We start from the raw sequence: 12483 nt of genomic DNA, 5'->3' as shown, positions 1-12483 counted from the left end.
ATGGAAATCGCCGTCCACCCCGATGGCCATCTGACCTGGACGGACCTGACGTCGGCTGACCAGACGTCGCTCGGCAAACCGGTCCGCTGCGCGTTGGGCCGTGGCGGCATTCGCGCGGACAAGCGCGAAGGCGACGGGGCCACGCCCGTTGGCCGTTTTCCATTGCGCCGGGTGCTGTGGCGCGCGGATCGCCTGCCCCGCCCCGACACCGACCTGCCCACCCAGCCCATCACGCCCGACGATGGCTGGTGCGACGCGCCGAGCGATCCCGCCTACAACCAGCCCGTCCGACGCCCGCACCCGTCCAGCCACGAGTCGCTGTGGCGGGAGGATGGCGTCTATGACGTGATCGTGGTGATCGGCCACAACGACGACCCCATCGTTCCCGGACTGGGCAGCGCCGTGTTTTTGCACGTCGCCCGCCCGGATTGGCGGCCGACGGCGGGTTGCGTCGCCTTGGCGCTGACCGATCTTCTGGATCTTCTGAAAGAGTGCGGACCGGGCAGCGCCGTGACCATCCCCAATCCGCAAACGGCGTCGGCTCAACCCGCCGGATAGGGCCGCGACCCAAAAATGGCCGTTCCGACCCGGACATGGGTGGCGCCGAAACGGAGGGCCGTTTCAAAATCGCCGCTCATCCCCATGCTGACCTCGGCCAAACCAAGGCGTCGGGCCAGATCGGCGAGCAGAGCGAAATGCATCGCCGCTTCTTCGTCCACCGGCGGAATGCACATCAATCCGGTGACGGGAAGCCCAAGCCGATCCCGGCAGTCCGCCAGAAACGACTCGACCTCAACGGGGGACACGCCCGCCTTTTGCGGTTCCTCGCCGGTGTTGACCTCGATCAGACAGCGGGGACGACGCCCGGATTTCGCCATCTCCTCGGCCAAGACTTCGGCCAATTTGGGACGATCCAGCGTTTGAATGACGTCGAACAGCGCCACCGCGTCCTTGACCTTGTTGGTCTGGAGCGGGCCAATCAGATGCAGCTCCAAATCGGGAAAGCGGGCCTTCAGGTCCGGAAACTTGCCCTTGGCCTCCTGCACCCGGTTTTCGCCGAACACGCGCTGGCCGACGGCCAACGCCTCTTCCACGGCCTCCGCCGGATGGGTCTTCGACACCGCGATCAGCGTCGCCGGACGAGACGATCCCTTCGAGTCGCCAGCCTGCGCCGCCATGACGCGGTCACGAACCGCGATCAAGCGTGACGCGATGGTTCCATCGGCATCGGGGGAGGAATCCATGCCCTGCGCGCGCGCCATGGCGTGTCCTTTCTGGTCGGTGGGGTGTACAGACGCCCGTCCGGCGTGGTAGCGGACAGCCTGTCGAAACGCAAGCATCCCTAAGGAGACCACGCATGCGGAAACGGTTGCACATGGCGGCCCGCTCGGCAGCCGCCGCCATTCTGGCGATGGTTGTTCTGACCAGCGCGTCGGGCGTCCAGGCCGAAACCAAAGCCGCGCCTCAAGGGCTGTCCCTCCAGGCCCAACCTGAGAACGCCCCAAAAGCCACGTCGCGCACCATGGCTGGTTCTCCGCTGGCGCAGATTCCCTTTGCGATCCCCGCCTTTCCGCTCACCGACGACGGCACCTACCGCGCCTATCTGAGCAAGATCGCCGCTGACGCCGGTCGCAAATGCGGCAAGCAGGAACAGTTCGGCTGGGAGTTCGCAAAGGACGATCAAGCCTCGCTCGACCGGCTCTTCGCCTCAACGCAAGCGGCTTTGACCAAGAACAGCTACAAGCTCACCGCGTCAACCTCGCCCGCCATCACCGACAAGGAAACGGTCGCCCAATTTGCCGACAAGGACAAGCGCCACGTCCTGATGGTCTGGGTTCCCTTGCAGGAGGCCGCCATGCTGATCCTTTGCGAAACCACAACGGCCAAAAAGACCAAGTGATTTCCGGAAGGCCAGCGTCAGAATTCCCCGCGCCCGACCCACAAGCGACTCCAAGAAAAAAGGCGGCGGGTTTCCCCGCCGCCCTTTCACTCAACAGAACAACGTTGATCAGAACGCGACGCGCGTGTCGATCAGAACGATGTTGGCGTCGTTGTTGACGCTGCCAACCTTGTTGTCGAGGAAGCTGTATTCCAGGCTGGTCGTCAGGCCGGGCGCGATGGCGTAGGTGACGCCGGCCTGCCACAGGTGAGCCTTGGCGTTGGTGGTGGCGGCGAAGCTCTCGACGCCGCCCTTGGCGTCGGTGTAGGTGCCCGCGAAGGTGAGCGCGCCGACCGCGTACTGAGCGCCCAGGATCCAGACCTGGTTCTTGTCGAGGTTGGTCGCCGTGTTCGCGTGGCCGCTCTTGCCGCTGTAGGCGTAGCTGCCGCCAAACTTGAAGGCGCCGTAGCCGAGCGTCAGACCAGCGTGGCCCGAGCTGAGGTTCTTGACGCTCGACACGCCAGCCTTGCCGAAGCTGTATTCAGCGCTGGCGTCAACCGTCACGTCGCCAAAAGCGCCCTTGTAGAAAGCGCCCAGTTCGCCCGCGTCGAAGTAGTTGGTGGTGTTCTTGGTCCGGTTGACCGAGGTGTAATAGTCGCCGGTGCGCGGGGTGTAGGCGGCGCCAAACTGCAAGCCCGAGAAGACCGGGGTCAGGTAAACCAGCTTGGTGGCGTTGTCCGCCGAATCCTGCGTGCGCAGGTTGCCCAGAGCGTAGGGCAGGCTGCCCGCGTAGAAGTTCAGGGCGTTGCCGTCCGGCGTGCCGCCGACGCCATCGGCGTTCGGGCCGATGTTGCCGTACTCGTCGCCCAGGCCGTTGATGACGCCCGCTTGGATGGTGCCGAAGGCGCCGTTGGCGAACAGGAAGCCACGATCCGCGTCAACCGTGCGGTTGGCGTTGGCGGCGCGCAGACGCACGCGGGCGCCGTATTCCAGGCCGTTGTCAGCCTTGGCCGTCGGCGTGAAGTGGATGCGGAAGCGGTTGCTGAACTCAGTCGACCGCAGGTTCGTGTCAATGTCTTCCTTGGCGTAGGCGGCCAGGAAATAAGCGTCGCCACCAACCAGGATGTCGAACTTCGACTTCGTCTGAGCCGACGCGGCGCCAGCGGCGCCGACGATGGCGGAAACGGCGCAGCCGATGAGGAGAGTACGCTTCATGATCGTGTTGTCCTTCTTATTAAAGCCCCGTCCCCCGGGGGAGTTGTCCGACTTAGCCCTGTTGTCTTTTTCCAGACAAGCCCGAAAATGACTTCCCATTGTAATCCTTTTATCAAGTTGCACATTCGACACAGACCAATCAGTAAGAGACCAAAACAATCCGGTTCTGGCTTGAATTTTAAGCATCGCGTCGCCTGCTTTTTGCGCTATTTGCAAAAATTTTGGACTCTCTCCCGTTGATTGGAAAATGCTTGAACAGTCGCGAATACGGACACAATGAAGAAACGTTCCTTTGGACCCGAAACGGAGTCGAAACGGAGGAGTTCGCAATGTTTCTGTTGCGCCGCACACCTCAAACTCAAGGTCAAAGGAATCCGCCGCCCTATCTCTTCCATGAAGATTTCATGGCGCAGGGCCGCGACAGCTTGCGCTGAATCAGGCGATGGGATCGGGCGCCTGCAAAATTGTGCTAAACTTGCCACACTGTTCCATCAACGCTGCGCTCATCGCGTTTCCCGCTTGTCGCTCGCATCGGCTGTGCGTACCACTGGGCATGGCCACGGAACAAACCGGGCTGTATGAATTTGTTGCCAGGATGGAGACAACACCATGAACCGTAATCTTCTGGCCGGCGCTGCCGCCATTGCGCTGGCGCTGGGCGCCGGCTCGGCCAACGCCCAGGCGAAGTTTGATCTCAAGATCGGTGGCGACGCGTTCTTCCAGGCCGGCTTTGTCGACCAGGACCGCGACACCAACCGTCGTTCGACCGAATTCAACAACCGCTTCCGCCTGAACATCGTCGCTTCGGCCAAGGCCGACAACGGCCTTGAGTACGGCGCTCGTCTGCGTCTGCGCAACAACACCAACGACCGCGTCACCGAAGCGGATCGTGGTTACATGTTCCTGAACGGCAGCTTCGGCCATGTCCGTCTGGGCGTGTCGAACAGCTACAGCGACGATCTGGGCGCGGTGTTCCGTCCGATCGACTACTCGTTCCTGGGCTTCTGGGACGAGCCGGTCAACTGGGCCTCGACCGGCAACGGCACGGGCATCAACACCGCCATGGCCGACCTGACGCTGACCGACAACAGCCGTGGCACCAAGGTGTTCTACGCCTCGCCGCGCTTCTCGGGCTTCCAGATCGGTGGTTCGTTCACCCCGCAGCCCAGCAGCAACTTCACCGACATTGACCGCGTGAAGAACACCACCGCCGGCTACCAGGACATCTGGGAACTGGGCGTCAACTACACCGAGACCTTCTCGGGCGTTGGCGTCAAGGCTGGCGTTGGTTACACCGGCGGCCGCAACGAGCTGTCGACCGTTGAAGGTCTGTCGGCTGTCCAGGCTGGCCTGTCGATCGACTACGCCGGCTTCACGCTGGGCGGCGGCTACATCAACAAGTACGACTCCGGCCTGACCAAGTCCTCGGCCAACAAGTCGAACTTCCAGGTCTGGAACATCGGCGCCCAGTACGTCACTGGCCCGATCACCGCTGGCATCGGCTACACCCACGGTTCGGGTGAAGGCAGCCAGGCCATCGCCGGCAAGGACAAGCAGGACTACTACTCGATCGGCGCGAACTACAAGGTCGCCCCCGGTCTGGTGGTCGGCGCCGAGTACGCCTACGTCAAGTTCGACGACGAGACCAACCTCGCCGCGAACGACGACAAGGCGAACGTCGTCATTCTGCGCAGCTGGATCTCCTTCTAATAGGGATCAACCGATCTCTGTTGGATGGTTCCAGGAAAGCGGCAGCCTTCGGGCTGCCGCTTTTTTTTGCCTCGGCTTTCCCGGCGCGACGCCTCTCTCCCCTGTTGCGCCCGGTCGGGCTTTTATGGTCTTTTCAGCGGCACCTGTGCACGGCATCGTGCGCACATCCCCATTCTTGACGTTGGGTTTCCAATCATGCGCCGTGTCCATGCCTTGAAGCTCTTCTCCGTCCTCGTCGTCGGGTCGCTCGCGACCGCCGGCTGCTCCAGTTGGGGCGGCAAGACCGAGACGATGGAAGAGCAAATGAAGAAGGATTATAAGTACGGCAGCATCCTCGGCACCGAGGGTGGCTTCAACCTGTTCGGCAAGAACAAACGCGGCAGCGGCGAGCAGGACAACGCCAGCGGTCTTGGCGTCAACAGCTTCCTGTGGCGCGCCTCGCTCGACACCCTGTCCTTCATGCCCATCGCGTCCGCCGATCCGTTTGGCGGCGTCATCCTGACCGACTGGTACACCGCGCCGGAAACGCCCAATGAACGTTTCAAGGTGAATCTCTACATTCTGGACAAGCAACTGCGCGCCGACGGCGTGCGGGTGTCGGTGTTCAAGCAGCAGCGCAATGGATCGGACTGGCGCGACAGCAACGTCGGCGCCGAAACCGCCAGCACGCTGGAAGACGCGGTTCTGACCCGCGCCCGCCAGTTGCGCGTCGCCGCGCAAGCCGCCGCGCGCTAAGGCTTTCGCGCGCCACAGGCCAAGACCGGCGGGGGGTGGCCGACACGCCCCCGCCTCCTTCTCTGCAAGCTGATCGATTCAACGGGAAACGGCGTCCTCCTCATGTCGCGTTACAATGTCAAGGAAACCGAAGCGAAGTGGCAGAGCGCGTGGGAGAGCCAAGGCTGCTTCACCGCGCGTGAGGACGCGTCCCGTCCGAAATACTATGTGTTGGAGATGTTCCCCTATCCGTCGGGGCGCATCCACATGGGCCACGTCCGCAACTACACCATCGGCGACGTGATCGCCCGTTTCAAACGGGCCAAGGGCTTCAACGTCCTGCACCCGATGGGATGGGACGCCTTCGGCCTGCCCGCCGAAAACGCCGCGCTTGAAAAGAAGACCCACCCGGCGGCCTGGACGCGCGAAAACATCGCGACCATGCGCGGCCAGTTGAAAACGATGGGCCTGTCCATCGACTGGGACCGCGAGATCGCCACCTGCGACGTGGAATATTACCGCCACGAGCAGAAAATGTTCCTGGATTTCCTGAAGGCGGGCCTCGCCTACCGCAAGGAAAGCTGGGTCAATTGGGATCCGGTCGACAACACCGTGCTGGCCAACGAACAGGTGATCGACGGGCGCGGCTGGCGCACCGGCGCGCTGGTCGAAAAGCGCAAGCTGTCCCAGTGGTTCCTGAAAATCACCGCCTTCGCCGAGGATCTGCTGAAGGGCCTGGAGACGCTGGACCGTTGGCCCGAGCGCGTCCGCGTCATGCAGGAAAACTGGATCGGCAAATCGACCGGCGTCCGTTTCCGCTTCGCGCTGAAGGACCGCGCCGACACGCTGGAGGTCTTCACCACCCGGCCCGACACCCTGTTCGGCGCCTCCTTCGCCGCGATTTCGCCCAACCACCCGCTGGCCGCCGAACTCGCCGCATCGAACCCGGAACTGGCCGACTTCATCGCCGAATGCAACCGGCTGGGCACCAGCGAGGAAGCCATCGAAACGGCGGAAAAGCGCGGTTTCGACACCGGCCTGAAGGTCGTTCACCCCTTCGACTCGGGGTGGGAGCTGCCGGTTTACGTCGCCAACTTCGTGTTGATGGAATACGGCACGGGCGCGATCTTCGCCTGCCCGGCCCATGACCAGCGCGATCTGGACTTCGCCCGCAAATACGGCCTGCCGGTGCTGCCGGTGGTCGTTCCCGCCGACGCCGACCCGGCGACCTTCACGGTGGGGACCGAGGCCTACACCGGCCCCGGCCTGCTGCGCAACTCGCGCTTCCTCGACGGACTCGACACCGAGTCGGGCAAGCAAGAGGTCGGCAAAAGGCTGGAAGAGGCGGGTCAAGGCGAACGCACCACCCAGTACCGCCTGCGCGACTGGGGCGTGTCGCGTCAGCGCTATTGGGGCTGCCCGATTCCGGTCATTCATTGCGACTCCTGCGGCATCGTCCCGGTTCCCGCCGACCAGTTGCCGGTCGTGCTGCCCGAAGACGTGACCTTCGACAAGCCGGGCAACCCGCTGTCGCACCACCCGACGTGGAAGCACACGACCTGCCCCGATTGCGGCAAACCGGCGCTGCGCGAAACCGACACCTTCGACACCTTCATCGAGTCGTCGTGGTATTTCGCCCGCTTCTGCTCGCCCAAGGAAGATTCCACCGGCTTCACCCGCGAGTCGGTCGATTACTGGCTGGGCGTTGACCAGTACATCGGCGGCATCGAACACGCGGTCCTGCATCTGCTCTATTCGCGCTTCTGGACCCGCGCGCTGAAGACCTGCGGCTATCTGAACCTGGACGAGCCGTTCACCGGCCTGTTCACCCAGGGCATGGTCAACCACGAGACCTACAAGGACGCCGACAGCGGCGCCTGGCTCGCCCCGACCGATCTGGAAAAGGACGACAAGGGCCAGTGGGTCCGCGCCGACAGCAAGGTCCCGGTCACGGTTGGCCGCGTCGAAAAGATGTCGAAGTCCAAGAAGAACGTGGTGGATCCGGCCCACATCATCGGCACCTACGGCGCCGACGCCGCCCGCCTGTTCATGCTGTCCGACAGCCCGCCGGAACGCGATCTGGAATGGACCGAATCCGGCATCGACGGGGCGTGGCGCTACATCAACCGCCTGTGGCGGATGATGACCGAAACGCCGGTCGCCCTGCCCGCCCCCGGATCGCCCAAGCCCGTCGCCTTCAGCGCCAAGGCCGAAGCCGCCCGCCGCCTGGTCCATAAGACCATCGCCGGAATGTCGGAGGATCTCGACAAATTCCGCTTCAACAAGGCGGTCGCCCGCGTTCGTGAACTGTCCAACACCCTTGGCGAGCTGGACGGCGCCGGAGAGGGCGAAGCCTGGGTTCTGCGCGAAGGTTTCGAGTCGGTCGTCCGCCTGATCGGCCCGATGATGCCGCATCTGGCCGAAGAGCTGTGGATCGAGTTGGGCCACAGCGGCCTGCTGGCCGACCAGCCTTGGCCCGAGGCCGACCCCGCCCTGGTGGTGGAGGACAGCGTCACCATGGCCGTTCAGGTCAACGGCAAGCTGCGCGCCACGCTGGAGTTGCCGCGCGACATGGCCAAGGACGCCGCCGAACAGGTTGCTCTGGCGGACGCCAACGTGCAACGTGCGTTGGAGGGCAAGCCCGTCCGCAAAGTCATCGTCGTCCCGAACCGGGTGATTAATGTCGTCGTCTGACCTCAACAGTGTCCGCCGCGCCTTGGCGCCCGCCCTGCGGGGCGGGCTTCTGGCTTTCGCCCTCGTCCTCCTGTCCGCCTGCGGTTTCCAGCCGCTGTACGGCGACAAAAGCTATGGGGCGGGGGCGACGGAAAAGCTGAGCGAGGTCGACATCGGCCCCATCCCCGACCGGGAAGGGCAAAAGCTGCGCAACCTGCTGATCGACCGTTTCTACCCGTCGAGTCGGCCCAGCAGCACGCGCTACCGTCTGGAGGTTTCCCTGACCGCCAGCGAGCAGAAACTGGCCTTGCAGAAAGACGCCTCTGCGGTGCGCGCCCAGCTCAACGTGACGGCGCCCTACCGGTTGATCGACACCACCAACGGCGCGGTGGTGTTCAAATCCAGCTCCCGGACGATCATCAGCTACAATGTTCTTGAGCAGCATTACGCGGGCGTGCTGACGGTCGAAAACGCCTATGATCGGGCGTTGCTGGACATCTCGAACGACATCACCACCCGCGTCGCCATGCATCTTGGCCGTCAACCGTAAGCGCCTCCGCCTGCGGGGCGGCCACAAGGACGCCGTTTGTGAAGCTGCAAGCCAGGGCGATTGACGGTTTTCTGCGCAACCCGGACCCCAAGGTCCGGGCTGTGTTGCTGTATGGCCCCGACGGCGGGCTGGTGCGCGACCGCGCCCAGCAGTTGGGCCACAAGATCGTCACCGACCTGTCCGATCCCTTCCGCGTCGCCGAATTTCTCGGGCGGGCGCTTGCCGACGATCCCGCCCGGCTGGTGGACGAGGCCGCCGCCCTGTCCTTCACCGGCGGGCGCCGCCTGATCCGGGTGCGCGAGGCCGAAGACAACGCCGCCGCCGCCTTCGCCGCCTTTTTCGACCCGCTCCCCCCCGGCGACAGTCTGATCGTCGTCGAGTCGAGCGACCTCGGCGCCCGCTCCAAACTGCGCCTGCTGTTCGAGGGGGCCGAAGGCGGCGTCGCCATTCCCTGTTACGTCGAGGATGAAGCGTCGCTGGGGCGGGTCATCGCCGATCTTCTGCACGGTCATGGCCTGAGCGCCGATCCCGACGCGCTGGAGTTTCTCAGCGCCCACCTCGTCGGCGACCGCATGGTGGCGCGCGGCGAGGTGGAAAAACTGGCGATCTACATCGGCGACGCCAAGCGGGTGCGGTTGGAAGACGTCCAGGCCTGCGTCGGCGACAGCGCCGCCCTGTCGATGGACGAACCCGTCTGGGCGGCGGCGGAGGGCGATTTCGCCACGCTCGACCGCTCGCTCGCCCGGCTGTTCGCCGAAGGAACCTCGCCGGTGCCAATTTTGCGCGGGGCGCAGCGCCATTTCCAGCGGCTGCATCTGATCGGCGGCCAGATCGCGGCGGGAAAATCCGCTGAAGCCGCCGTCGAGTCGATCCGCCCGCCGGTCTTCTTCAAGCTGAAATCCCGCCTGATCGCCCAGACCCGCCGCTGGTCGCCCAACCTCGCCCGTCAGGCGTTGGAACGGCTGGTGGACGCCGAGGCCGATTGCAAAAAGACCCACATGCCCGACGAAACCATCTGCGCGCGAGTGCTGTTTCAGTTGGCGTCCCTGGCCCGACGGTAAAGCGTCGGCGTCGCGGCCCCCTCCCCATCCCTCCCCCGCGTTGCGGGAGAGGGGGCCGGAGTTTTGTCAGGCTTCTGTTTTGTCGGGGTTCAGAGGAGTCCCCTCTCCCGCAAAGCGGGGGAGGGTTAGGGAGGGGGAAAAGGTTGCGGCGGCGACAATGTGAGAAACCCGCCCCTCACTGCCCCAGAACGTCAAAGCTCGGCGGGGCCGGGTCGACGACGCGGGCGCCGGTTGGGGCGACCTCCAGAACCGCCAAACCACGCTCCACCAAACCGTTGGCGCGCAGGCGGAACAGACCGTCCAGCCCCTCGAATCCGCTTGGGTTGGTCATCGCCTTGCGGTCCATCGCCCCGCCCGCGCGGCTCAGCACGGCGGCGATCGACGTCGCGTCATAGGCCAGCGTGGCGATGCGCGGCGGCTTGCGGCCATAGGTCTGCTCGAACTTCGACTCGAAAGCGGCGCGCGCCTGCGGCGTCGGGGCGGCGTACCAGCCACCGACCAACGCCGGTTCCTGGCCCAGCGCCGCCGTTCCCTGCTGCGCGTCGTCCCACAGGCCGGTGCCGAGGAATTTGACCTGCTGCGGCGACACGCCGTTCGCCGCCAGCGCGGCGGCCAACCCCTGGGCGCGGTTGCCGCCCTCGGCCAACAGAACCGCTTGCGGCTGGCCCGCGCCCTGCGCCACCTGCTTGGCCGGACCCGACAGATCGGTGACGGCGGCGTCGTAGCGCTCGACCTGCGCCACCGCGCCCAACCGCTCGGTCGCGCCCTGCATGGCGCTGACCACGGCGTCGCCGTAGGGCGTGCGCGGGGCCAGCACGACGAAACGGCTGACGCCGCGTGATTTGGCGAAGCCCGCGACCCGCCCGACCTGATCGCCGGGAACGAAGCCCATCACGAAGGCGCCGTTGCCAGCCTGCGTCCAATCGTTGGTGAAGGCCAACACGTCGACTCCGGCGTTCTGCGCCACCGGCTTGACCGCCGCGACGTCCGCCGCGAAGAGCGGGCCAAGAATGAGTCGCGCGCCCTCGGCCAACACCTGCCGCGCCGCCTCGGCGGCTCCGGCGGGGGTGCCCTTGGTGTCGCGGGGCAACAGCTCGAAATGGTCGCCCGCCATGTCGAACAAAGCGAGTTGGGCGGCGTCGAGCATTGATTGGCCGATGCTGGCGCTTGGCCCGGTCAACGGCAGCAGAATCGCCACCTTGACCGTTTGCGACGCGTCGGCGGACGGCGCCGCCGAAATGGCGCCCGGTTGCGGCCCTTGTGCCACGGGCGGCGGGGCCGTTACAGTCGAGCACGCCGACACACCGCCGGCGATCAGCAAGGCCGCCACGCCGTGACGTTTCAGACCCAGTGAGAAAGCTGTTGCCAAGCGTGCCACCGATTGTCTCCACATCCGCTACGGCTCAAACCGAAGCCCAAGGTAGCGGCACGGAGTCTGTAAGTAAACTCGCGCCCGGTCTGTATGTCGTGGCGACCCCCATCGGGAACGCCGCCGACATCACCCTGCGCGCGCTGGACACCCTGACCCGCGCCACGGCGATCGCCTGCGAAGACACCCGCGTGACGGCGAAGCTGATGGGGATGCACGGCATCCACACGCCCTTCGTCTCCTACCACGAGCACAACGCCGCCAAAATGCGCCCGATTTTGATCGAGCGGATGACGGCGGGCGACTCCATCGCGCTCGTCACCGACGCCGGAACGCCCCTGGTCTCCGACCCTGGCTACAAGCTGGTGCGCGAATGCGTCGCGGCGGGAGTGGCCGTCACCACCCTGCCCGGCGCTTCCGCTCCGCTGGCGGCGCTGGTGCTGTCCGGCCTGCCGACCGACCGCTTCCTGTTCGCTGGTTTCCTGCCGAACAAGAGCAGCGCGCGCCGCGCTGCGGCGGGCGAGTTGAAGGGCGTTCCCGCCACCCTGGTCTTCTTTGAATCGCCGCAGCGCCTGCCGGAATCGCTGGCCGATCTGGCCGAGATTCTGGGGCCGCGCGAGGCCGCCGTCGCCCGCGAGCTGACCAAATTCTACGAAGAGGTGCGGCGCGGAACCCTGCCCGAGTTGGCCGCCCATTACGCCGAGGCCGGGCCGCCCAAGGGCGAAGTGGTGCTGGTCATCGGCCCGCCCGGCGAAGAGGCCACCCCCAGCGAGGCCGACGTGGACAGCCTGCTGCGCGAGGCGCTGACCCGGCTGTCGGTGCGCGACGCGGCGGCGGACGTCGCCGCCCGCACCGGCCAGCCCAAGCGCGCCGTCTACGCCCGCGCCTTGGAGTTGGCGCGGGACGAGGGAAAAGGCCATGTCTGACCCCGACGCGATGCGCCGACACGCCGAGAGTTTCGGGCGCTTCGCCGAGGAACTCTGCCGCTGGACCTTGCGCCTGAAGGGCTACCGCATCCTCGCCAACCGGCTGCGCACGCCGCTGGGCGAAATCGACATCGTGGCCCGGCGCGGCCAGACCATCGCCGTGGTCGAGGTGAAGGCGCGCCGCGACTGGGATTCCGCCAACGAGGCGGTCAACGCCCGCCAGCGCGGTCGGTTGGCCCGCGCCGCGCATGTCTATCTGGCGGCCAACCCACAATATGCGGGCTATGTCTTGCGCTTCGACGTGATGCTCGTTACGCCTTGGTCCTGGCCCCGCCACCTGATCGACGCGTGGCGGCTCTGACCACGGGACAGAGACAGCCCCCTCC

Annotated in this window: 12 protein-coding genes; 9 read left to right on the top strand and 3 right to left on the bottom strand. The window is 65.5% G+C overall.

Annotated features, from left to right (window positions below; all coding sequences use genetic code 11):
- Complete coding sequence (locus ACODS4_RS02075) at positions 1–558, top strand: L,D-transpeptidase family protein (protein WP_488860208.1); 558 nt, start codon at positions 1–3, stop codon at positions 556–558.
- Here the strand turns inward: ACODS4_RS02075 and ACODS4_RS02070 are convergent.
- Positions 543–1262, bottom strand: coding sequence for a YggS family pyridoxal phosphate-dependent enzyme (locus ACODS4_RS02070; protein WP_488860206.1), 720 nt, complete (start codon positions 1260–1262; stop codon positions 543–545). The genes ACODS4_RS02075 and ACODS4_RS02070 overlap by 16 nt on opposite strands.
- Positions 1263–1357: 95 nt before the next feature.
- On the opposite strand from ACODS4_RS02070, the gene ACODS4_RS02065 reads away from it, so the two are divergent.
- Positions 1358–1900: a hypothetical protein gene (locus tag ACODS4_RS02065; RefSeq protein ID WP_488860204.1), complete on the top strand. Its 543-nt coding sequence runs from the start codon at positions 1358–1360 to the stop codon at positions 1898–1900.
- Positions 1901–2008: 108 nt separating this feature from the next.
- Here the strand turns inward: ACODS4_RS02065 and ACODS4_RS02060 are convergent, their stop codons facing one another.
- Positions 2009–3094 (bottom strand): porin, encoded by a 1086-nt coding sequence (locus ACODS4_RS02060; RefSeq protein WP_488860202.1) that lies wholly within the window; start codon positions 3092–3094, stop codon positions 2009–2011.
- Between the two features lie 609 nt (positions 3095–3703).
- Here ACODS4_RS02060 and ACODS4_RS02055 point away from each other — a divergent pair.
- The 5 genes from ACODS4_RS02055 to holA all read left to right on the top strand — a co-directional run bounded on the left by ACODS4_RS02055 (position 3704) and on the right by holA (position 9802).
- Positions 3704–4804, top strand: a complete 1101-nt coding sequence (locus ACODS4_RS02055) for a porin (RefSeq protein ID WP_488860200.1) — start codon at positions 3704–3706, stop codon at positions 4802–4804.
- 195 nt (positions 4805–4999) lie between these two features.
- A complete protein-coding gene (locus tag ACODS4_RS02050; protein ID WP_488860198.1) occupies positions 5000–5539 on the top strand; it encodes a DUF3576 domain-containing protein in 540 nt (179 codons plus the stop codon).
- Between the two features lie 102 nt (positions 5540–5641).
- The gene (leuS, locus tag ACODS4_RS02045; protein ID WP_488860196.1) at positions 5642–8212 is read left to right on the top strand and encodes a leucine--tRNA ligase; all 2571 of its coding nucleotides are present in this window, start codon (positions 5642–5644) and stop codon (positions 8210–8212) included.
- Entirely contained in the window at positions 8199–8741 is a 543-nt protein-coding gene (gene lptE / locus ACODS4_RS02040; RefSeq protein WP_488860194.1) for an LPS assembly lipoprotein LptE, read from the top strand. The genes leuS and lptE overlap by 14 nt, the downstream gene beginning before the upstream one ends.
- Positions 8742–8779: 38 nt before the next feature.
- On the top strand, positions 8780–9802 hold the full coding sequence (gene holA, locus ACODS4_RS02035; RefSeq protein WP_488860192.1) for a DNA polymerase III subunit delta: 1023 nt from the start codon (positions 8780–8782) through the stop codon (positions 9800–9802).
- A gap of 175 nt (positions 9803–9977) precedes the next feature.
- Here the strand turns inward: holA and ACODS4_RS02030 are convergent, their stop codons facing one another.
- On the bottom strand, positions 9978–11069 hold the full coding sequence (locus tag ACODS4_RS02030; RefSeq protein WP_488860191.1) for a penicillin-binding protein activator: 1092 nt from the start codon (positions 11067–11069) through the stop codon (positions 9978–9980).
- A 191-nt stretch (positions 11070–11260) separates the two neighbouring features.
- Between ACODS4_RS02030 and rsmI the strand changes: the two genes are divergently transcribed.
- Together rsmI and ACODS4_RS02020 are read left to right on the top strand one after the other, a co-directional pair.
- Positions 11261–12097 carry a 16S rRNA (cytidine(1402)-2'-O)-methyltransferase gene (gene rsmI / locus ACODS4_RS02025; protein ID WP_488860320.1) on the top strand — a complete coding sequence of 279 codons (837 nt, stop codon included), beginning with the start codon at positions 11261–11263 and terminating at the stop codon, positions 12095–12097.
- Entirely contained in the window at positions 12090–12458 is a 369-nt protein-coding gene (locus tag ACODS4_RS02020) for a YraN family protein (RefSeq protein ID WP_488860189.1), read from the top strand. The genes rsmI and ACODS4_RS02020 overlap by 8 nt, the downstream gene beginning before the upstream one ends.
- Positions 12459–12483: the final 25 nt, after the last annotated feature.

The sequence above is a fragment of the Azospirillum sp. FG154 genome (assembly GCF_057809575.1).
This window is presented reverse-complemented; position numbering and strand designations above follow the sequence as displayed.